Origin of the sequence: Pseudomonas mangrovi (genome assembly GCF_003052585.1) — a bacterium.
Lineage (GTDB): Bacteria > Pseudomonadota > Gammaproteobacteria > Pseudomonadales > Pseudomonadaceae > Aquipseudomonas > Aquipseudomonas mangrovi.
Genome location: NZ_QASN01000002.1, coordinates 232,834 through 254,696 on the forward strand (window position 1 = coordinate 232,834; position 21,863 = coordinate 254,696).

Here is a 21,863-nt window from a genome sequence, read left to right on the forward strand (position 1 = left end):
CTAGCGAGTTGATGAACGTGCGAAAACTACGCCTCACCCTGCTTGTCATCCTGCTGGTCGGAGTGTTCGGAGCCCTCGGCTACTGGAACATTCGCCCGGAGAGTTTTCTGCAGACCCCGCGTGTGGCGGAGCAGCCGAACAACGCCATCGATTTCTACGTCGAGGGCGCTCGCACCCTGCAGTTCCAGGAGGACGGCGCCCTGCATTACGAGATGACCGCCAGCCGCCTGGAGCATGCCCAGGACAGCGATATCACCTTCGTCACCGACCCCTTGATGCACCTGCACCGCGGCCAGCCGCACCCGTGGGTCATCCGCAGCGCGCGTGGCGAGGTGGCACCCAAGGGCAGTGAGGTGGAGCTGATCGACAACGTGCGCATCGAGCGCACCGACGCCAAGGGCCGCCCGACCATCCTCACCAGTTCGCGCATGACACTGTTTCCGGACAAGGAATATGCGCAGACCCGGCAAGCCGTTAGAATCGACGCCGCCAATGGGGTGACCACGGCACAGGGAATGAAAGCGTATCTGAATGACGGCAGGATGATCCTGCAGTCCAACGTAAGAGGCCAGCATGAGGTTCGTTAAAACCCTCCCCCTATTGCTCGGCCTGGGTGCCGCGCTTGGAAGCGCAAGCACCTGGGCACTGCCCGATGACCGCGAGCAGCCGATCCGTGTACAGGCCGACAGCGCCGAACTCGATGATCGCCAGGGCGTTGCCGTGTATCACGGCAACGTCATCATCACCCAGGGCTCGATGAAGATCACCGGCGACAAGGTGACCATCACCCAGACCGCCGACGGCGATATCGATGTCTTCACCTCGGTGGGCAAGCCGGCCTATTACGAGCAGCGCCCGGCCGCCGACAAGGACCTGGTCAAGGCCTACGGCCTGACCATCCAGTACTTCGCCGCGAACGAGCGCATCGTGCTGATCGATCAGGCCAAGGTCATCCAGGAAGGCAACACCTTCGAAGGCGAGAAGATCGTCTATGACACGCGCCGCCAGATCGTCAACGCCGGCCGCGCCAGCGGTGCTGCGCTCACCAGCCCGCGTCCGCGCATCGACATGGTCATCCAGCCGAAACCGAAACCGGCACAGCCGCAGGACCCGTAATGGCGATTCTGAAAGCCCAGCACCTGGCCAAGAGCTACAAGGGGCGCCAGGTCGTCCGCGACGTCAGTCTGTCGATCGAGAGCGGTCAGATCGTCGGCCTGCTCGGTCCCAACGGCGCCGGCAAGACCACCTGCTTCTACATGATCGTGGGACTGGTGAAGGCCGACCAGGGGCGTGTACTGATCGACCAGAGCGACGTGACCCATCTGCCGATGCATGGTCGCGCCCGCGCCGGCATCGGTTATCTGCCGCAGGAAGCATCGATCTTTCGCAAGCTGAGCGTCGCCGAGAACATCATGGCGATCCTCGAGACGCGCAAGGATCTGGACCGCAGCGCCCGACGCAAGAAGCTCGAGGAACTGCTGCAGGAGTTCCACATCAACCACATTCGCGACAGCCTAGGCATGAGCCTGTCCGGCGGCGAACGTCGGCGCGTCGAGATCGCCCGGGCACTGGCCACCTCGCCCAAGTTCATCCTGCTCGACGAACCCTTTGCCGGCGTCGACCCGATCTCGGTCGGCGACATCAAGCAGATCATCCATCACCTCAAGGCCAAGGGCATCGGCGTCCTGATCACCGACCACAACGTCCGTGAAACGCTGGATATCTGCGAGACGGCCTACATCGTCAACGATGGCCAGCTCATCGCCGAGGGCGATTCCGCAACCATCCTGGCCAATCAACTGGTCAAGGAAGTCTATCTGGGTCACGAGTTCCGCCTCTGACGCTGAAGGCGCGTTCCGCACGGGACGCGCCGACCCCATCCGCACCGCTGCAGCCAACCCGTTTCAGTACTAGGCAAAGCCGCCAGGATCAGGCATATAATTTGCTTATTGGCGGCGCCCTGGCGCCTCGTAGTCATTCAGCGCTACCGCTCCAGCGCACAGCAAAAGGTACGAACTCCCTGCCATGAAGCCATCGCTCGTATTGAAGATGGGTCAGCAGCTGACGATGACTCCGCAGCTGCAACAAGCTATCCGTCTGCTCCAGCTCTCCACCCTGGATTTGCAGCAGGAGATCCAGGAAGCGCTCGATTCCAATCCGATGCTCGAGCGCCAGGAGGAAGGCGAAGACTTCGACAATGCCGACCCGCTGGCGGACAACGTCGAACTGGCGAGCACACCGGCCCAGGAAATCCCGACCGTCGACACCAGCTACGACGAGCCGGCGACCAATATGGAAAGCCTGGAACAGGGCGAGTGGAACGAAAGCATTCCTAACGAGCTGCCGGTCGACACCGCCTGGGAAGATGTCTACCAGACCAGCGCCAGCAGCCTGCCCAGCAACGATGACGACGACTGGGACTTCACCAGCCGCACGTCGACCGGCGAGAGCCTGCAAAGCCACCTGCTGTGGCAGCTCAATCTGGTGCCGATGTCGGATACCGACAAACTCATCGCCGTGACCCTGATCGACTGCATCAACAATCAGGGCTATCTCGAGGAAAGCATCGACGAGATCGTCGCCTCCTTCGATCCCGAACTGGATATCGAGGCCGACGAAGTCGAAGCGGTCCTGCATCGGCTGCAGCATTTCGAGCCGGCCGGCGTCGCGGCCCGCGACCTGCGCGAGTGCCTGCTGCTGCAATTGCGCCAACTACCGGCCGACACCGAGTGGCTCGAGCAGGCCAAGCGTCTGGCTGGCGACTACCTGGAACTGCTCGCCAGCCGTGACTACAGCCAACTGATGCGCCGCATGAAGCTCAAGGAAGAAGAGCTGCGCGATGTGATCGCACTGATCCAGAGCCTCAACCCACGCCCCGGCTCGCAGATCGAGGCGAGCGAACCCGAGTACGTGGTCCCCGATGTCATCGTGCGCAAGCACAACGATCGCTGGCTGGTCGAACTGAATCAGGAGGCCATGCCGCGCCTGCGCGTCAATCCGCAGTACGCCGGCTTCGTCAGGCGTGCCGACTCCAGCGCCGACAACACCTTCATGCGCAATCAGCTGCAGGAGGCGCGCTGGTTCATCAAAAGCCTGCAGAGCCGCAACGAAACCCTGATGAAGGTCGCCACCCAGATCGTCGAGCATCAGCGCGGCTTTCTCGAGTACGGCGACGAGGCGATGAAACCACTGGTCCTGCACGACATCGCCGAAGCCGTCGGCATGCACGAGTCGACCATCTCGCGCGTCACCACGCAGAAATTCATGCACACCCCGCGCGGCATCTACGAGCTCAAGTACTTCTTCTCCAGTCACGTCAGCACCTCCGAAGGAGGTGAATGCTCGTCGACTGCGATCCGCGCGATCATCAAGAAGCTGGTCGCTGCGGAAAATGCGAAAAAGCCGTTGAGCGACAGCAAGATCGCTGGTTTACTGGAAGCACAGGGCATTCAGGTGGCCCGTCGCACCGTCGCCAAGTACCGGGAATCCCTTGGTATAGCGCCTTCCAGCGAACGCAAGCGACTCGTGTGATCTCTAATTGACCCACGCCAAGGTGTTCCGCAGACAGGCCCGTTAGCCTGTCTCACATTACCCGGGCAACAAGGAGAAAGCGGTATGCAAGTCAACATCAGTGGACATCAGCTGGATGTGACCGACGCCCTTCGCGACTACATCGTCGAGAAGCTCAGCAAACTGGAGCGACACTTCGACAAGATCACCAACGTGCAGGTCATCATGGAGGTCGAGAAGCTCAAGCAGAAGATCGAAGCGACATTGCACATTGCTGGCGGTGAAGTGGTTGCCAATGCAGAGCACGACGACATGTACGCAGCCATCGACCTCCTCACCGACAAGCTCGACCGCCAGCTGATCAAGCACAAGGAAAAGCAGCTCGACCGCCTGCAAGGCGCTTCGGCCCGCTGATCCCCTCCCCCATGATCCGACTCGAAACCATCCTGACCCCCGGCCGTTCCCTGGTGAACGCGCCGGGCGGCAGCAAGAAACGCGTTCTTGAACAGGTAGCCCAGCTGGTCGCCCGCGACCGTCCCGAGCTGGATGCCCAGACCCTTTTCGAAAGCCTTGTCGCCCGCGAGAAACTCGGTTCCACCGGGTTCGGCAACGGCATCGCCATTCCCCACTGCCGCCTCCCCGGCTGCGACGCGCCACTCAGTGCGGTACTGCACCTGGAGACGGCCGTCGACTATGACGCCATCGATGGCGCGCCGGTTGATCTGCTCTTCGTCCTTCTGGTACCGGAAGCAGCGACCGACGCGCATCTGGAGCTGCTGCGCCAGATCGCCAGCATGCTCGACCGCAGCGAAGTACGTGAGCGGCTGCGCCAGGCCCCGAGCAATGAAGCGCTCTACCAGGTGGTAGTCGACGCGCAGAACGGTAACTAGCCGCACAGAGGGTCACTGCCATGCGCCTGATCATCGTCAGCGGCCGCTCCGGTTCAGGCAAGAGCACAGCCCTCGACGTTCTCGAAGACAACGGCTTCTACTGCATCGACAACCTTCCCGCAGGACTGCTGCCGGAGCTGGCCGAACGCGCGCTGCTGCATACCGAGCTGCTGCATCCGCTGGTTGCAGTATCCATTGACGCACGCAATCTGCCGAGCCAGCTCAAGCGCTTTCCCGAGCTGCTGGAGGAAGTCCGCGCTCGCCACATCCAGTGCGACGTGCTCTACCTCGACGCCGACGCGGAAACCCTGTTCAAGCGCTTCTCGGAAACCCGTCGCCGTCATCCGCTGACCAACGAGAACCGCTCCCTGGCCGAAGCGATTCATGACGAATCGCAGCTGCTCGGTCCGATCATCGACCTGGCCGACCTGAAGATCGACACCACCCATCTGAACCTCTATCAGCTGGGTGACATGCTCAAGGTCCGTCTGCTCAACCGGCCCGAACCGACCACTGCCTTCCTGGTCGAATCATTCGGTTTCAAGCGCGGCATGCCGGTCGATGCGGATCTGGTCTTCGACGTTCGCTGCCTGCCCAATCCCTACTGGATTCCCGAGTTGCGCGAGCATTCGGGCAGGGATCAGCCCGTCATCGAATATCTGGATGCGCAGGCCGACGTGCAGGAGATGTATCACGACATCTGCACCTACCTGCAGAAATGGCTGCCGCGCTTTGCCGCGAGCAACCGCGCCTACGTGACCATCGCCATCGGCTGCACCGGCGGCCATCACCGCTCGGTCTACCTCTCCGAGCGCCTGGGCAAGGTGCTCAAGGATCAACTGAAGAACGTACAGGTTCGCCACCGCGACCTTTAAGGAATTGCGATGCCTGCCTGCCAGATCACCATCATCAACAAGCTGGGCCTGCACGCCCGTGCCGCGGCCAAGTTCGTTGGCGTAGCCACCCGCTTCCCTTGCCAGGTTCGCGTCGGCCGCGAGCCACAGAGCATGGTCGACGGCAAGAGCATCATGGCGGTGATGATGCTCGCCGCCGGCAAGGGCAGCGAGATCCAGCTGCTCACCGAGGGCGACCAGCACGAGGAAGCGCTGGCGGCGCTGATCGAGCTGATCAACAACCGCTTCGACGAAGACGAGTGAGGCGCAAGCCAGGCGCTGCCGCAGCTCTGGCCTGACAGCCTGGCTCAGCTGCCCGCAACCGTCATCCGCTCGATCAGCACCGAGCCGGTGCAGATGTTGCCGCGCCGCTCGAGATCGCTGCCCACCGCCAGCACCTGACGGAACATGTCGCGCAGGTTGCCGGCGATGGTCACCTCCTGCACCGGAAACTGGATCTCGCCATTCTCCACCCAGTAGCCACCGGCACCACGCGAATAGTCGCCGGTGACCAGGTTCAGCCCCTGCCCCATCAGCTCGGTGACCAGCAACCCGCGGCCCATCTGACGGATCAGCGCGGCCTGATCCTGATCGCCATGAGTGACAAAGACATTGTGCACACCGCCGGCATTGGCCGTGCTCGGCATGCCCAGCTTGCGCCCGGAGTAGGTACCCAGGACGTAGGAGACCAGCTCGCCATCCGCAACGAAAAACTTGCTGTAGGTAGCCAGGCCATCACTGTCGAACGAGGCGCTTCCCAATGCCTGCGGCAGATGGGGACGCTCGTCCAGGCTCAGCCACTGGGGAAACAGCTGCTCGCCCAGCGCCCCTTCGAGGAAGGACGCATTGCGGTAGAGATTGCCCCCGGCGATCGCCGAAAGCAGGTGGCCGAACAGACCGCTTGCCAGCTCCGCACTGAACAGCACCGGCACCTCGCAGGTCGGCACCGGTCGGGCACCGAGGCGCCGCACCGCTCGCTCGGCGGCCTTGCGACCGATCGACAAGGGATCGGCCAGGCGCTCACCGATGCGACCGCTGTCGTACCAGTAGTCACGCTGCATCTGCCCCTCGCCCTCGGCGATCATCACGCAGCTCAAGCTATGCCGGGTGCTGGCGTAACCGCCGATGAAGCCACGGCTGTTGCCATAGATGCGGCAGCCCTGATGGGTGCTCAGGTAGGTGCCATCGGCATTGCGGATACGCGGATCGAAATCGAACGCCGCCGCTTCGCAAGTCAGCGCCCGCTCGATGGCCTGCTCCGGACTGATATCCCACGGATGCCAGAGATCCAGGTCCGGAAGACTGTCTGCATCGGCCAGTTGCTGCGCCTCCGGAAGCCCGGCGAAGGAATCTTCCGAGGCGTGCCTGGCGATGGCCAGTGCTGCAGCCACGGTTTCGCGAATGGCCTCGTCGCCATCCGCCGAGGTGCTCGCACTACCCTTGCGCTGACCCAGATAGAGGGTGATGCCAAAACCCTGATCGCGATTGAACTCGACCGTCTCCACCTCGCGCTGACGCACCGTCGTCGACAGCCCCTGCTCGAGCGAAACCGACACCTCGCAGTCGGTCGCTCCCTGCTGTCGCGCTTCGTCGATGATGCGTGCGACGCGCTCCTCGAGCAGCGGCAATGCCTGCGGCCCAACGGCCTGTACTGAATCCATCGATGTTCTCCTGGTCAGGTCCGAACGCCACCTGTGACGGCAGCGGCAAGGCCTGAGCTGCTGTTATCATGGCGGCCATTTCGAATGGACACCGCCATGGCTGAATCTCACGACGACTTCTCCGAGGAGAAGAGCAAAACCCAGGTCAAACGCGAGCTGCACGCACTGCAGGAGCTCGGCGAACGCCTGACTACCCTCAAGGCCGACATGCTCGCTCGGCTGCCGCTGACCGACGGCCTGCGCAAGGCGCTAGAAGAAGCACCCAAGCACACCGCCCACGCGGCGCGCAAAAGGCATATCCAGTTCATCGGCAAGCTTCTGCGCGATCAGGACCTGGACGCAATCCATACGCTGCTGGAGCAGGTCGATAGCTCCACGCGCCAGTACAACGAGCGCTTTCACGCACTGGAACGCTGGCGCGACCGCATCACGGCAGAGGGCGACGCGGCCATCGAGGCGTTCGTCGCACTCTATCCCGAAGCCGACCGGCAGCACCTGCGTGGACTGGTCCGCCAGGCCCAGCACGAAGCCGCGCGCAACAAACCGCCAAGCGCCGCTCGCAAGGTCTTCAAGTACATCCGCGAGCTGGACGAGGTCCAGCGCGGCCTCAAGTGATGCAGAAGGCCTCCAGCCACAAGCCGCGAGCAAAAGCGGCTCTCTGGCGGCTTGCGGCTACGCTCCTGTCCCACCCACAGTGATCGAATCTATCTTCAGCGTCGGCTGGCCCACGCCGACCGGCACCGACTGGCCATCCTTGCCACAGGTGCCGACACCCGAATCCAGCGCCAGGTCGTTACCTACCATCGAAACCCGACCCATGGCCTCGGGACCATTGCCGATCAGGGTGGCGCCCTTGACCGGCGCGGTGATGCGGCCGTCCTCGATCAGGTAGGCCTCGCTGGTGGAAAAGACGAACTTGCCGCTGGTGATGTCAACCTGACCACCGCCCAGGTTGGCGCAGTAGATGCCCTTCTTCACCGAACGGATGATTTCTTCCGGGTCACTCTCGCCAGCCAGCATGTAGGTATTGGTCATGCGCGGCATCGGCAGGTGCGCATAGGACTCACGGCGACCGTTGCCGGTCGGGGCCACGCCCATCAGCCGGGCGTTCAGCTTGTCCTGCATGTAGCCCTTGAGCACGCCGTTCTCGATCAGCGTGGTGTACTGGCTCGGGGTGCCTTCGTCATCCAGGCTCAGCGAGCCACGACGCCCGGCGAGGGTGCCATCGTCGACGATAGTGCACAGACTCGAGGCAACCTTCTCGCCGACCCGGCCGCTGTAGGCGGAGCTGCCCTTGCGGTTGAAGTCACCTTCCAGACCATGACCGACCGCTTCGTGCAGGAGCACGCCGGACCAGCCCGGCCCCAGCACCACCGGCAGGCTGCCGGCGGGCGCCGGACGCGCCTCGAGATTGACCAGGGCCTGGCGCAGCGCCTCGCGGGCATACCCCATGGCGCGGTCCTCGGCGAGGAAGTAGCGGTAGTCGCTGCGTCCGCCGCCACCCTGCCCACCGCGCTCGCGGCGGCCATTCTGCTCGACGATGACACTCACGTTGAAGCGCACCAGCGGTCGCACATCGGCGCCCAGCGCGCCATCCGCAGAAGCGATCAGCACCTGATCCCAGACACCCGCGAGGCTCACGGTGACCTGCTTGATGCGCGGGTCGAGCGCGCGCGTGGCGGCATCTACGCGCTTGAGCAGTTCGACCTTCTCCGCCCGACTGATCACCTCGAGCGGATTGTCCTCCGCATACAGGCGCGTCAACGGCGTGGTTGCAAATGTCTGCACGCTGCCGCGCTGCCCCGAGCGCGCGATCGAACGCGCCGCCCTCGCTGCGTGGCTCAGTGCTTCGGCGGTGATCGCATTGCTGTAGGCAAAGCCGGTCTTCTCGCCGGACAGCGCGCGCACGCCGACGCCCTGGTCGAGATGGAAGCTGCCTTCCTTGACGATGCCGTCCTCGAGTACCCAGGCCTCGGATATCTGCGCCTGGAAATACAGGTCGGCGGCATCCACACCGGGACCGAGTAGCTCGTCCAGTACGCCTGGCAGGCTGTCCAGTGCCAGCCCTCCGGGACCGAGAAGGTGTCCGCTGACGCGGGAAAGCATGTCACTCATGTTCACTCCGGGGCGGACGACCGAGCACGGTCGTCGGCAAGATTCGTCTGTGGGACGCCAGCGGCATGCGCTGACGGATCGCCTGCTGCTCTTCGGCGTCACGCTGCGCCAGCAGTACCGCCTCGCCCTGTGCCTGCTCGGCAAGTATCCGTCCCCAGGGGTCGACGATCATCGACTGCCCATGGGTCTGACGGCCGCCGGGATGGATTCCGCCCTGACCGGCGGCGAGCAGATAGCACTGGGTTTCCAGCGCTCTGGCCCGCACCAGCACTTCCCAGTGCGCAGCACCGGTTACCGCGGTAAAGGCCGCCGGCGCACTGATCAGCTCGGCTCCGGCGGCCCGCAGGGCCGTATAGAGCTCGGCAAAGCGCAGATCGTAGCAGACGCTCATGCCCAGGCGCCCGACCGGCGTGTCCGCGAGCACCAGGTTGTCGCCGTGGGCGTAGTCGTCAGACTCGCGGTAGCGCCCACGACTATCGGCAACATCGACGTCGAACAGGTGCAGCTTGTCGTACCGCGCCACGCGCTGTCCCTGGGCATCGATCAGCAGACTGCAGGCGTGCGCCCGCGCATGCGGCTGTCCGTCCGGCGGCAGCGGCAGGGTACCCGCCACTATCCACACGCCCAGCTCGCGAGCTGCAGCCTTCAGCCAGGGCAGCACCGGGCCGACGCCCGTGGCCTCCGCTCGGCCCAGCGCGGCAAGATCCGGATGACCCATGGCGGCAAAGTTCTCCGGCAGCACCGCCAGCTGCGCCCCCGCTTCTGCCGCCCGTTCGAGCAGGCGACGGGCCACCTGCAGGTTCTGCTCCACCTGTGCACTGGAGACCATCTGCACGACGGCGAGATTTCCCGACACGACGCTCTGCCTCATCGCGGCTTCTCGAATGGCTTGTCGAAGCTGACCTTGGGATCCAGCAGCGGTCCCTTGACGTCGTAGCGCACGCTGGCGAAGCGTGCGACCTCATCGCCGAGCAGCTTGTCGGCAATGAACAGCGCACCGCCCACCGCGGGCGCGCCGGCGATCAGCGCCGCCAGCGGCAGGTTGTTGGATACCGGCAACGTCACCAGCACCTTGGCGTCGATATGTTCGGCATGCATGTCGATCTGGCCTTCCATCTCGAAGTTGCTCGAAGGGCCCTGCATGGTGATCGGTCGGGCGGTGCGGTAGATGCCATCGCTGGCGATCAGCACGCCCTTGAAGCGATCGTAGGTGAGCCCTTTGCCAAACATGTCGGAGAAGTCCAGACGCAGGCGCCGACCTATCGAGTCGAAGTTGAGCAGACCGAGCACCCTCAACGCCGAGGTTCCCGCCTCAACCTCGCGAATCTGGCCTTCCTCCATGGTGGCACCCATGGCACCGGAGAAACCCTTCAGGCTCGCTGCCGCCGGCGACCCGGGCCAGTCGCCCTCGATACTCAGGTCAAAGCGACGGCTGCTCAGGGTCGGCGCGAAATCCCAGGCGCGCAGCACGTCGGCCAGATTGGCGCCGACAATGCTGCCCTTGTAGCGGGTGCGCGTCTGTTCGCCGACCTGCCAGCTGCCACTGCCGGTAAGCAATGCGCCGCGCAGCCCCAGACTCAGATCCTGAAACTCAGCGCCGTCGCTGGTCGGGCGCAGCTTGAACGACCAGCCGCCGACCGGCCGTTCACCCAGCCACAGCTTGTCGATGCGCACATCCAGCGCCGGCAGTCTGCGCGGATCGACGTCAGCCAGCACATCCACGCGCTCGCTCGCTGCAGTCGCCTCAGGCTTCTCGGCCTGTGGTAGACGGAGATAAACCAGGTCTACATCGATGGCCTGGCGGGCGCTGTCGGGTAGTCCAACCCGTCCCTTGACCATCGCACTGTCGATACCCAGCGACCAGCCTTGCGGCGCGCGAGCAAGCTGCAGCTGGAGGTTCTCCACCTGACTGCCGAAGCCATCGAAGCGGCCGACCTGCAGCTCGCCACCGGCGAACAGCCGGCGCGCCTCTGCGCTTTCGACCTTGACGCGCGCCTCGATCACGGCGCGCCAGGCATCCCAGTCCAGTCGATCCACCGCTCCGCGCAGACGCAATCCCTGGGCGCCCGGCAGGCTGGCCTTGCCGCCGCCCAGGCGCAGCTCGCCCCGACCTTCCTGAAAGCTCTGCGCTGGCGCGGCGAACGCCAGACTGGCGACCTCGCCATGCTCCATCCAGTAGCGCCGCTCGGCACCCTGCAGGGTCATCCGCAACGAGCTGGGTCGCACCTCGTCCGCCGCCTTGGCAAAAGGCTCGGGCAGCTCGATGCCCAGCCCCTCGAGTGACGAGGTGACCCGCAACTGGCTGTCTGCGCCATCGAGATCGAGCTGCAGCTCATAGGGAAGACTGCCCGCCAGCGGCAGTGGCTGAGTCACCCCGAGCCACGCCGCCAGCCGCGGATAAGCGATGCGGCCGCTCGCGTGCAGACGGGTATGCTGCACGCCCTTTTGCCCCAGCGCCTCTGCGCGGGCACGCACGGGCGAACCGAAGGCCACCGCGCGTATATCCCCAGCGCTCAGCCCACGCTGGGTGTCGTAGTTGAACTTGCCACTGAGCTTGTCCAGCACCAGGCGTGGCTCGGCAATCTCCAGGCGCGCTGAGCTGGTGGCGAAATCGACCTGTACCCGCGCTGGCGCTCCCTGGCGACCAAGGGGCAAGTCCAGACGCAGATCGCCCAGCAACTCACCCTCGCCCTTCCAGCCGGCAAAGACCTGCGCCGCCGGCGTAGGCGTCTGCTGCAGCAACTGCAGTACCTCCGCCAGCGTGCTGCCGACCTCGCCACTGAGGGCCAGGCGTGGCGGCTTGCCGGGTACCCGCGGAATATCCACCTGCACGTTGCGTACCTGCGATTTCAGCAGGCGGCCTTCGGGGGCGAGCACGCGTACGCCGCTGTCCTCGATGAACACCTCGCCGCTGGCATCTTCCAAGGCCGGCCAGCCCGGCTGAAACGCCAGCTCCGCCTCGCGCACCTTGAAGAACATGCTCATGCTGCGGGACTCGGCACTAGCGCCCTTGTTCAGAGAGCCCTGGTACTGGAACCAGCCCTCGTCGATGCGCCCGCCCCGAATCGCGGTGTTCAGCCATTTGGCCAGCGCTGCGCTCATCGCCGGCGCACGAGTGGGCAGGTACTTGCCGGCGAAGGCCGCGTCACCATCGCGGAGGCCGACGCGCAGGTCCATGTAATCCTCCTGCGTCGGGTCGCGGATCAGCCGGATCATGAAGTCACCGGCAATCGGGCCCTCATCGCCGAGTACCTGCAGATAGGGACTGGAGAGGCTGAAAACCTCTTCGTCGAACTGCCAGTTCAGCGTGGCAGTGGCCCGCCGATAACGCCACGGCTCGGGAAACAGTTTGTCCAGATGCAGGGCGAAATCCTCGCTATTCACGCGCACCTCGCCAGCCGCCAGACCGCCCTCGACTCGCCCGCTGACGTTTTCCAGCGCCGGCGACCCGAGATAGGCGCCGACCGCGATGCGCTCCAGACTGGCCACCAGATGTAGCCGCTGCGCAAGCTCGGCTGAGGGCCGGACGCGCGCCTGCAGATTCGCCACCACGCCGCGCGGATTCAATGCATCGAGGATCGGCAGGACATTCTCCGGCAGCGGCAGCGTTGCCCTGCCCAGGGTGGCGAGGGGTGCCAGATCAATACGATCGGCCCGGATCAGCCAGGTATCGTCGCCCTGCTCGCCGCGAAGCTGGCGCAGACCGAAACTCACTTCGCCCCAGCGCGTCTCACCCAGATTCATCGCCAGCGAATCGAGAACCAGCTCGAAGCCCTCATCCCGGCGGGTATAGAAGGCGTCGACGGAAAAATCCTCTATCGCAACCGGCGCCTGTCCGCTCCTGGCGGCCTGCAGCGAGGGCGCCCTGAGCCGCGCCGTTGCACTCTCCAGGCTACCCGCGGACCAGTCGAACCAGACCTCGCCGCCGACGCGTAGCGTCTTGAGCGACCAATCCGGGACTAGCCGCTCCGGCAGCCAGGCAGCCCAGTCGCTCTGCGGCAGGCTCAGATACCCGGAAGCGGAGGATTCCCGCCAGGCCGCTCGATCAACCTCGGCGGACAGATGCACAGCCAGCGGCTGGCCGTCCGGCAGTACCAGGCGGCCATCGACATGCTGGCGCGAATCGCGGCTGTAAAGACTGAGATTGACGTAGGTAAGCGCCAGCGCCTGGCCATCGAGAGGCTCGATCACCAGCCTGCTACCCGTGAGCGAGATCCGCTCGACGACGCGCAACCGCTCCAGCAGCTGCGCAGGGTCCAGCGCAGCCTGGTCATTGCGTGCGGGCAAGCCGTCCAAGCGCCAGCGACCGTCGGCCTGCTCGCGCAGCTGCAGTTGCAGGCCCTCCAGCTCCAGATGGGCGACTCTCGGCGCGCGGTGCCAGAGACTGGCCAGCACGTTGGGGGTGATGCGCAACTGATCCAGATGAACCAGGTCAGCGCCCTCGCCCACCGCCACATCACGGGCAACGACTACCGGCGCCAGGCCCTTCCAACTGCCTTCCAGGCGCCCGATACGCAGTGCCAGACCCTGCGCGCGCGCGCGGTCCTCAAGCTCCAGGCGATACTCAGCTACCAGCGGCACCAGCTCGCGACCCAGCGCCACATAGAGCGCGAGCAGGATCAGCAACAGCGCAGCGAGCCGCCAGCTCAGGCGCATCAGCGCTGCGAGCAGCCGTTTCATGCGCGCCCCGCCGCCACGCCGCGGGCATCAGAGCAGCACGACATCGTATTGCTCCTGGGAGTACATGGTTTCGACCTGGAACTTGATGGTGCGACCGATGAAGGACTCCAGATCGGCCACGTTGCCCGACTCCTCGTCGAGCAGGCGATCGACCACCTTCTGATTGGCCAGCACCCGATAGCCCTCGGCCTGATAGGCACGTGCCTCGCGCAGGATCTCGCGGAAGATCTCGTAGCAGACGGTTTCCGGGGTCTTCAACGTGCCGCGACCCTGACAGTGGCTGCAGGGCTCGCAGAGCACCTGCTGCAGACTTTCGCGGGTGCGCTTGCGGGTCATCTGCACCAGCCCCAATTCGGTGATGCCGATGATGTTGGTCTTGGCGTGATCACGTTCCAGCTGCTTCTCGAGGGTGCGCAGCACCTGTCGCTGGTGCTCCTCGTCTTCCATGTCGATGAAATCGATGATGACGATACCGCCCAGATTGCGCAGACGCAGTTGTCGGGCGATGGCGGTGGCTGCCTCGAGATTGGTCTTGAAGATGGTTTCTTCGAGCGTGCGATGGCCGACGAAGGCACCGGTATTGACGTCGATGGTGCTCATCGCCTCGGCCGGATCAATGATCAGGTAACCGCCGGACTTGAGCGGCACCTTGCGTTCCAGCGCCTTCTGGATCTCGTCCTCGACCCCGTAGAGATCGAAGATCGGTCGTTCGCCGGGATAGTGCTCCAGGCGGTCGGAGATTTCCGGCATCAACTCGGCGACGAACTGGGTGACCTTCTGGAAGGTTTCCCGCGAGTCGATGCGGATCTTCTCGATCCGCGGCGTCACCAGATCGCGCATGGTGCGCAGCGCCAGCGACAGATCCTCGTAGATCAGCGAGGGGGCGCCGACCGTCTGCATCTGCGCCGCGATCTGGTCCCAGAGCCTGCGCAGATAGCGAATGTCGACCAGAATCTCCTCCGCCCCGGCACCGTCCGCCGCTGTGCGCAGGATGAAGCCACCCGCTTCCTCGATGCCCTCGGCGGCGACGCAATCGGCCACCACCTGCTTGAGCCTTTCACGCTCGGCCTCATCCTCGATCCGCAGGGAGATGCCGACATGACTGGTGCGCGGCATATAGACCAGATAGCGCGACGGGATCGACAGATGGGTGGTCAATCGCGCGCCCTTGCTGCCGATCGGGTCCTTGGTGACCTGCACCACCAGCGCCTGGCCGTCGTGCACCAGTGCGCTGATGCTCTCCACCGCATTGCCTTCGCGGGTGGATATTTCCGAAGCATGGATGAAGGCGGCTCGCTCCAGACCGATATCGACGAAGGCCGCCTGCATTCCCGGCAGCACCCGGACGATCCTGCCCTTGTAGATGTTGCCGACGATGCCGCGGCGCTGGGTTCGCTCGACATGCACTTCCTGCAGTACACCGTTTTCCACCACGGCCACGCGCGACTCCATCGGCGTGATGTTGATCAGGATTTCTTCGCTCATGGTTCTACTCGGGTGCCGGCGTGGCCGCAGCCAGCCTTTGCTGAAGGTATGCAGGAGATTCTAGCGGCATGCGCGCCTGAGCCACAGGCTCTAGCTCGCGGAACTGCACCAGCGCTTGAGACCAAATGCGTCGAGAAGCTGCGCCGTTTCACATAACGGCAGACCCACCACGGCGGAATAGCTGCCGTGCAGCTGGCTGACGAACACCGCGCCCCAACCCTGGATCGCATAACCGCCGGCCTTGTCGCACGGCTCGCCGCTATCCCAGTAAGCCGCCGCTTCCGCATCGCCGATCTGGCGAAAACGCACCTCGCTGGCCACCAGCCGCACCTCGCAGGCATCGCGACTGCGCAGGGCAACGGCAGTGAGCACCCGATGAGCGCGACCGGACAACGCAGCGAGCATCGCCAGCCCCTCACCACGACCGGCCGGCTTGCCGAGCACCTGATCATCGAGCACGACGCTGGTATCGGCACCCAGCACGCAGGCATTCGAATCAGCCAGCGCGGCAAAACCGGCCTGCGCCTTCTCCCGCGCGAGGCGCTGAACATAGACTTCAGGCGCCTCGCCGGGCAGCAGCGATTCGTCGATATCCACGTTCAGCAGGGAAAAGGGAGCGCCGATCTGCGCAAGCAGCTCACGGCGGCGGGGAGAGGTCGAGGCGAGATACAGAGCGCCCATGCCGGGTCCTTGAGAAAAAACACGCGGCAGGTTCGCACATTCGCAAGAGTTCGGGAAAGCAGGCAGGGGGCCATTCCCCCCTGCGCACTGTCAGAACTTGAAGTGCACCACCTGATCACCCTGCAGCGACAGAGTGCGCTTCTGGGTGATGCCACCAGAGATGACCTGGACATGGTAGACACCGCTGTCGAGGACCACCGAGACCGGCGTCGAACCGTGGTCCTGATCATTGATCAGGACCTGATCGTCGTACTTGTTGCTGCGCACGATCAGCGAGTGGGTCTTGCTGTCGCACAGATCGTAGGGCACTTCGAGGATCGCACAGGCCATCATCTTCTTGGCGATGACCGTGGCCTTGACGTTGAGCTGAGCATTGACGGTGCCATCCAGATTCATGCTGGCCTGGGAGAAGTCCACCTTGGTCCGATAGCGGTACCAGTTCGGGCTCAGGGTCAGACTGTCGACCTGGTCGCTGATGTCTGCGGCGAGCACGCGCTGATAGTTGTCCAGCACCCACTGCGACATCCGCCCATCGTCACGCTGCTCGGCCAGACAGGCAGCGAGGCTCTTGTTCGGCGAGCAGCGGAAGGACACCGACTCTTCGAACTGCAGGGTCTTGTCCAGCTTGCGAGCGATGGCCTGAATCTTCTTGCTGTTGCGCTCGCGCACCTCGGCAGCGAGCTGCGCGCGCAGGCGTTCGACATCACGCTCGGCCTGGGAAAACTTCAGATGTTGGCCGGCCAGGTCCTTCTCGATCGACTCGACACGCGCCAGCGCCGCGGCATGGTTGTCGGACTCGCGCTTGTACTCGCCCAGAAGACCATCGAGACGTTCGCTGTTGCTGCTTTCGCGAAAAAAATCTTCGACTTCCAGACGGATCAGTTTCTTGGCGTCGGCCAGCTGCATCTTGGCGGCGGTCTGGGCACTCTTTTCCACCCGCAGGGTGTCTTCGAGCTTCTGCCGCTCAAGCAGGATGCCATCCAGCTCGGCGATCTTGGCCGCCAGTTGCTCTTCACGCGGGGAACCCGGTTGCACCGCTGCAGCCGACGAGGCAGGAGTGCCCGATGTGGCGGTCTGTTTGGAGGAAGAGGATGAAGGGGCGGGTGAACTTTTCGCCGAGGTTGTCGTCTGAGAGGACTGCGGCGCCTGGGGGGCACCATCCGCCTGGCTTGGAGCGCTGCCCAGAAGCAGGGCCCAGGCGAGTCCGCCAACGGCGATCAGGGACAGGACGCGAATGCGGCCCGGTTTGGAACAAATCGAAACATCAGCTTCCATAACCTACGTCGTCCCGTGCTCTTATGCTTTTGTCTGCCTGAATTCAGGAGCTTTCTACTGGCGGTCTGCCATGGATGGCGCATGATTTCAGAAAAGCCGTTGCGCATCAAGGCAAGCGCAGCGCTCCCCGGACACCCTCGCCGAACTCCCCTCAATACACCGCAAAACGCCGACGCAGCCATTGCAGCGCCACGTACAGCCACGGCCAGAGCAGGGCACTGGTCAGCGCCGGCAGCAGGAACAACAGCGTCGGCGGGCGATTGCCGGTCAGTGCGTTGAGCCACAGCTGGACCAGTTGGGCAAGCCCGAAGACCACCAGCAGCACCAGACTCTGCTGCCACAGCGGGAACATCCGCAACCGTCGCTGCAACGACTGCACCATGAACAGACTGAGCGTAAGCACCAGGGCATTCTGGCCGAGCAGATCGCCATAGAGCACATCGGCTGCCAGGCCCAGGCACCAGGCGCTCAGCATGCCTACCCGATGCGGCAGATTGAGATTCCAGAACGCCAGCAGCATCGCCAGCCAGAGCGGCCGGCCGACCTGCATGAAATCCGGTAGCGGCATCACGCTGAGCAGCAGCCCGAGCAGCATGCTGAGCCAGATCACCCAGCCGTCACGGGACGTCGGTACCGGCATCAGCGAGCCTCCTCTACTGCATCCGCAGGGCTTTCCGGCACCTGCGCCGGCGGCACGGACGTCTCGCCCGCCGCCTTGCGATCCTCTTCCTCCTGCGCCTGCGCAGCATCTGCAGCACGCTGCTCGGCAGTACGGCCGTCAGTGAACACCAGCAACAGATAGCGACTGCGATTCAATGCCGCAGTGGGCACCGCTCGGACGATGGCGAACGGCTGACCGGAATCGTGGATGACCTCCTTCACCGTGGCCACCGGATAACCGGCCGGGAAGCGCTGACCGAGCCCTGAGCTGACCAGCAGATCGCCTTCCTTGACGTCAGCGGTGTCAGCGACATGGCGCAGCTCCAGGCTCTCCGGGTTGCCGGTACCCGTGGCAATCACCCGCAGACCATTGCGATTGATCTGCACCGGAATGCTGTGGGTGTTGTCGGTGAGCAGCAGCACCCGCGAGCTGTACGGCATGACTTCGACCACCTGGCCCATCAGGCCGCGCGCATCGAGCACCGGCTGGCCGAGAAAGACGCCATCGCGCCCCCCTTTGTCGATGATGATGCGATGCGAGAAGGGATTCGGGTCGACACCGATCAGCTCGCTGACCAGAACCTCGTCATCGACCAGCGCGGCCGAGTTGAGCAACTCGCGCAGGCGCACGTTCTGCTCGGTAAGAGCCGCCAGTCGCTGCAGCCGGCGCTGCATCAGCAACGCCTCGGCCTTGAGCTTCTCGTTTTCCGCAAGCAGCTCGCTATGGCTGGTGAACTGGGCACTAACGGTGTTCCAGGCGCGCACCGGCATGTCGGTGACCCAGTAGAACTCCATCAGCACCAGCCCCATTGCCGCGCGAAACTGCTTGAGTCCGGAGAACCGCGCGTCGACCACCATCAGCGCAGCCGAAAGCACCACCAGCACCAGCAGGCGGCCTCCCAATGCAGGGCCTTTGCCAAACAGGCGGTTGATGGCGCGCTCCTTTGTAGGCTGAATTCACTGGCAGCGAGCGTCTTGCAGGCGCTCGCATGCCGAAGGTCGCCACAAACCGGCGACCCGACCGATCACTCGCTGGACAGCAGGTCCATGCTGTGGCGATCCATCATCTCCAGCGCACGACCGCCGCCACGGGCGACGCAGGTCAGCGGCTCCTCGGCGACGATCACCGGCAGGCCGGTTTCCTGCGACAGCAGCTTGTCCAGATCTCGCAACAACGCGCCACCACCCGTCAGCACCAGACCGCGCTCGGCGATGTCCGAGGCGAGTTCCGGCGGCGACTGTTCCAGTGCACTCTTGACCGCCTGAACGATGGTCGCCAGCGATTCCTGCAGTGCCTCGAGCACTTCGTTGGAATTGAGGGTGAAGCTGCGCGGCACCCCTTCGGCCAGGTTGCGGCCACGCACGTCGACCTCACGGATCTCGCCACCGGGGAACGCCGTACCGATCTCCTGTTTGATCCGCTCGGCAGTGGATTCACCGATCAGACTGCCGTAGTTGCGGCGAACGTAGGTGATGATCGCCTCGTCGAAGCGATCACCGCCGACCCGCACGGACTCGGCATAGACCACACCGTTGAGCGAGATCAGCGCGATCTCGGTGGTACCGCCGCCGATGTCGACGACCATCGAACCACGCGCCTCTTCCACCGGCAGGCCGGCACCGATGGCCGCAGCCATCGGCTCCTCGATCAGGAACACCTCACGCGCGCCGGCGCCCAGCGCCGATTCACGTATCGCCCGGCGCTCGACCTGGGTCGATTTGCAGGGCACGCAGATCAGCACACGCGGGCTGGGCTGCAGGAAGCTGTTTTCGTGAACCTTGTTGATGAAGTACTGCAGCATCTTCTCGCAGACGCTGAAATCGGCGATCACCCCGTCCTTCATCGGACGGATCGCGGCAATGTTGCCGGGGGTACGGCCGAGCATGCGCTTGGCTTCGGTACCGACCGCAACGACGCTCTTCTGGTTGCCATGGGTACGGATGGCGACGACCGACGGCTCGTTCAGCACGATGCCGCGTTCGCGGACATAAATCAGGGTGTTGGCAGTGCCCAGGTCAATGGAAAGATCGCTGGAAAACATGCCACGCAGTTTCTTGAACATGGGGAAAGGGTCCCTAGGCAACGCGTGGGTAAAAAAGTGCGGCAAACTCTAACAACCGCAAGGACTTTGGGCAAGGCGGCCGATGTGGTAGATTTCCGGGCTTTCGACCTGTCGAGGGCAGGCACGACGGGCGCTTCAGCGACCCGACAACGCCCTCGCGACCGCCCGCAAGCATTCCACTGGAGACCCCCGATGGCGCTTGAACGCTCCGACGTGGAAAAGATCGCTCACCTGGCCCGCCTCGGCCTGGCCGAAGACGACCTGCCACGCACCACCGCGACCCTCAACAACATCCTCGGCCTGATCGACGCCATGCAGGCGGTCGACACCGATGGCGTCGAGCCGCTCGCCCATCCGCTGGAAACCACCCAGCGCCTGCGCGCCGACGCGGTCAGCGAGCAGAACCAGCGCGACGCCTACCAGGCCATCGCCCCCGCCGTCGAGAACGGCCTCTACCTCGTGCCGAAAGTCATCGAATAAAAGGAAAGGGTTTCCCATGCACCAGCTGACCCTGGCCGAGATCGCCCGCGGCCTCGCCGACAAGCGCTTCTCCTCGGTGGAACTGACCACCGCCCTGCTCGCGCGCATCGCGCAGCTCGACCCCCAGCTCAACAGCTTCATCACCGTCACCGAAGAGCAGGCGCTGGCGCAGGCCCGTGCCGCCGACGCACGCCGCGCCGCGGGCGAGGACGGCGCCCTGCTCGGCGCGCCCATCGCCCACAAGGATCTGTTCTGCACGAAAGACGTGCTGACCAGCTGCGGCTCGAAAATCCTCACTGGCTTCAAGGCGCCCTATGACGCCACGGTCGTCGAGAAGCTCGCCACAGCCGGTAGCGTCAGCCTCGGCAAGCTGAATATGGACGAATTCGCCATGGGCTCGGCCAACGAATCCAGCCACTACGGCCCGGTGAAGAACCCCTGGGACCTGACCCGCGTGCCGGGCGGCTCCTCGGGTGGCTCGGCCGCTGCGGTGGCGGCGCGGCTGATTCCGGCGGCGACCGGCACCGACACCGGTGGCTCGATTCGCCAGCCGGCCGCACTGACCAACCTCACCGGCCTCAAGCCGACCTACGGCCGCGTTTCCCGCTGGGGCATGATCGCCTACGCCTCCAGCCTCGATCAGGGCGGCCCCTTGGCCCGCACGGCAGAGGACTGCGCACTGATACTGCAGGCCATCGCCGGTTTCGATGCCAAGGATTCGACCTGCGTCGATCAGCCAGTCGACGACTACCTGGCCACCCTTGGCCAGCCGCTGAATGGCTTGCGCATCGGCCTGCCGAAGGAATATTTCGGCGCCGGCCTGGATGCGCGCATCGGCGAGAAGGTCATGGCGGTGGTCGAGGAGCTGAAGAAGCTCGGCGCGACCGTCAAACAGATTTCCCTGCCGAACATGCAGCACGCCATTCCGGCCTACTACGTGATCGCCCCGGCCGAAGCCAGCAGCAACCTGTCGCGCTTCGACGGCGTGCGCTTCGGCTATCGCTGCGAAAACCCGCAGAACCTCGAGGACCTGTACAAGCGTTCGCGCGCCGAAGGCTTCGGCGCCGAAGTGAAGCGCCGCATCATGGTCGGCACCTACGCGCTCTCGGCCGGCTACTACGACGCCTACTACCTGAAGGCGCAGAAGATCCGCCGGCTGATCAAGAACGACTTCGTCCGCGCCTTCGAAGAGGTCGACCTGATCCTCGGCCCGACCACGCCGAACCTGGCGTGGAAGCTCGGCGAGAAGAACGACGACCCGGTTGCGGCGTACCTGGAAGACATCTACACCATCACCGCCAACCTCGCCGGAGTCCCCGGCCTGTCGATGCCGGCCGGCTTCGTCGACGGCCTGCCGGTGGGTGTGCAGTTGCTCGGCAACTACTTCCAGGAAGCTCGTCTGCTCAACGTCGCACACCAGTATCAGCAGGTCAGCGACTGGCACACACAAGCTCCGAGCGGCTTCTGAGG

The 21,863-nt window shown here is 64.4% G+C and carries 21 protein-coding genes; 11 read left to right on the forward strand and 10 right to left on the reverse strand.

The window, feature by feature from the left end; genetic code table 11:
- Positions 1–11: 11 nt before the first annotated feature.
- The 8 genes from lptC (at position 12) to DBO85_RS01220 (ending at position 5,557) form a co-directional block, all read left to right on the forward strand.
- The gene (lptC, locus tag DBO85_RS01185) at positions 12–587 is read left to right on the forward strand and encodes an LPS export ABC transporter periplasmic protein LptC (RefSeq protein ID WP_108104472.1); all 576 of its coding nucleotides are present in this window, start codon (positions 12–14) and stop codon (positions 585–587) included.
- A complete protein-coding gene (lptA, locus tag DBO85_RS01190) occupies positions 574–1,116 on the forward strand; it encodes a lipopolysaccharide transport periplasmic protein LptA (protein ID WP_108104474.1) in 543 nt (180 codons plus the stop codon). Before lptC ends, lptA begins: the two co-directional genes overlap by 14 nt.
- Entirely contained in the window at positions 1,116–1,841 is a 726-nt protein-coding gene (lptB, locus tag DBO85_RS01195; protein WP_108104476.1) for an LPS export ABC transporter ATP-binding protein, read from the forward strand. The genes lptA and lptB overlap by 1 nt, the downstream gene beginning before the upstream one ends.
- 184 nt (positions 1,842–2,025) lie before the next feature.
- Complete coding sequence (locus DBO85_RS01200; RefSeq protein WP_108104478.1) at positions 2,026–3,531, forward strand: RNA polymerase factor sigma-54; 1,506 nt, start codon at positions 2,026–2,028, stop codon at positions 3,529–3,531.
- Positions 3,532–3,615: 84 nt separating this feature from the next.
- The gene (gene hpf / locus DBO85_RS01205; RefSeq protein ID WP_108104480.1) at positions 3,616–3,924 is read left to right on the forward strand and encodes a ribosome hibernation-promoting factor, HPF/YfiA family; all 309 of its coding nucleotides are present in this window, start codon (positions 3,616–3,618) and stop codon (positions 3,922–3,924) included.
- An 11-nt stretch (positions 3,925–3,935) separates the two neighbouring features.
- A complete protein-coding gene (ptsN, locus tag DBO85_RS01210) occupies positions 3,936–4,400 on the forward strand; it encodes a PTS IIA-like nitrogen regulatory protein PtsN (protein ID WP_108104482.1) in 465 nt (154 codons plus the stop codon).
- A 20-nt stretch (positions 4,401–4,420) separates the two neighbouring features.
- The gene (gene rapZ / locus DBO85_RS01215; RefSeq protein WP_108104484.1) at positions 4,421–5,275 is read left to right on the forward strand and encodes an RNase adapter RapZ; all 855 of its coding nucleotides are present in this window, start codon (positions 4,421–4,423) and stop codon (positions 5,273–5,275) included.
- Positions 5,276–5,284: 9 nt separating this feature from the next.
- Positions 5,285–5,557: an HPr family phosphocarrier protein gene (locus DBO85_RS01220; RefSeq protein ID WP_108104486.1), complete on the forward strand. Its 273-nt coding sequence runs from the start codon at positions 5,285–5,287 to the stop codon at positions 5,555–5,557.
- A 44-nt stretch (positions 5,558–5,601) separates the two neighbouring features.
- On the opposite strand, the gene pmbA is transcribed toward DBO85_RS01220, so the two are convergent.
- Positions 5,602–6,954, reverse strand: coding sequence for a metalloprotease PmbA (gene pmbA, locus DBO85_RS01225; protein WP_108104488.1), 1,353 nt, complete (start codon positions 6,952–6,954; stop codon positions 5,602–5,604).
- Between the two features lie 96 nt (positions 6,955–7,050).
- On the opposite strand from pmbA, the gene yjgA reads away from it, so the two are divergent.
- Positions 7,051–7,569: a ribosome biogenesis factor YjgA gene (gene yjgA / locus DBO85_RS01230; RefSeq protein WP_108104939.1), complete on the forward strand. Its 519-nt coding sequence runs from the start codon at positions 7,051–7,053 to the stop codon at positions 7,567–7,569.
- A 57-nt stretch (positions 7,570–7,626) separates the two neighbouring features.
- Here yjgA and tldD read toward each other — a convergent pair whose 3' ends face one another.
- From tldD to mreB, 9 genes are all read right to left on the reverse strand, one after another.
- Positions 7,627–9,069, reverse strand: coding sequence for a metalloprotease TldD (gene tldD / locus DBO85_RS01235; RefSeq protein WP_108104490.1), 1,443 nt, complete (start codon positions 9,067–9,069; stop codon positions 7,627–7,629).
- On the reverse strand, positions 9,062–9,925 hold the full coding sequence (locus DBO85_RS01240) for a carbon-nitrogen hydrolase family protein (RefSeq protein ID WP_267895595.1): 864 nt from the start codon (positions 9,923–9,925) through the stop codon (positions 9,062–9,064). The genes tldD and DBO85_RS01240 overlap by 8 nt, the downstream gene beginning before the upstream one ends.
- An 11-nt stretch (positions 9,926–9,936) precedes the next feature.
- Positions 9,937–13,749 (reverse strand): YhdP family protein, encoded by a 3,813-nt coding sequence (locus tag DBO85_RS01245; protein WP_108104494.1) that lies wholly within the window; start codon positions 13,747–13,749, stop codon positions 9,937–9,939.
- Between the two features lie 27 nt (positions 13,750–13,776).
- The gene (gene rng / locus DBO85_RS01250) at positions 13,777–15,234 is read right to left on the reverse strand and encodes a ribonuclease G (RefSeq protein WP_108104495.1); all 1,458 of its coding nucleotides are present in this window, start codon (positions 15,232–15,234) and stop codon (positions 13,777–13,779) included.
- A 90-nt stretch (positions 15,235–15,324) separates the two neighbouring features.
- Positions 15,325–15,915, reverse strand: a complete 591-nt coding sequence (locus tag DBO85_RS01255) for a Maf family protein (RefSeq protein ID WP_108104497.1) — start codon at positions 15,913–15,915, stop codon at positions 15,325–15,327.
- Between the two features lie 90 nt (positions 15,916–16,005).
- Entirely contained in the window at positions 16,006–17,190 is a 1,185-nt protein-coding gene (locus tag DBO85_RS01260) for a PEGA domain-containing protein (RefSeq protein WP_108104499.1), read from the reverse strand.
- Positions 17,191–17,341: 151 nt separating this feature from the next.
- The gene (gene mreD, locus DBO85_RS01265) at positions 17,342–17,830 is read right to left on the reverse strand and encodes a rod shape-determining protein MreD (RefSeq protein ID WP_108104501.1); all 489 of its coding nucleotides are present in this window, start codon (positions 17,828–17,830) and stop codon (positions 17,342–17,344) included.
- A complete protein-coding gene (gene mreC, locus DBO85_RS01270) occupies positions 17,830–18,774 on the reverse strand; it encodes a rod shape-determining protein MreC (RefSeq protein WP_177429723.1) in 945 nt (314 codons plus the stop codon). Before mreC ends, mreD begins: the two co-directional genes overlap by 1 nt.
- 101 nt (positions 18,775–18,875) lie before the next feature.
- Complete coding sequence (mreB, locus tag DBO85_RS01275; RefSeq protein ID WP_108104505.1) at positions 18,876–19,913, reverse strand: rod shape-determining protein MreB; 1,038 nt, start codon at positions 19,911–19,913, stop codon at positions 18,876–18,878.
- Positions 19,914–20,105: 192 nt separating this feature from the next.
- Between mreB and gatC the strand changes: the two genes are divergently transcribed.
- Both gatC and gatA read left to right on the forward strand, forming a co-directional pair.
- Entirely contained in the window at positions 20,106–20,393 is a 288-nt protein-coding gene (gene gatC / locus DBO85_RS01280) for an Asp-tRNA(Asn)/Glu-tRNA(Gln) amidotransferase subunit GatC (RefSeq protein ID WP_108104507.1), read from the forward strand.
- A 16-nt stretch (positions 20,394–20,409) separates the two neighbouring features.
- Positions 20,410–21,861, forward strand: coding sequence for an Asp-tRNA(Asn)/Glu-tRNA(Gln) amidotransferase subunit GatA (gatA, locus tag DBO85_RS01285; RefSeq protein ID WP_108104509.1), 1,452 nt, complete (start codon positions 20,410–20,412; stop codon positions 21,859–21,861).
- The last annotated feature ends 2 nt before the right edge of the window (positions 21,862–21,863 follow it).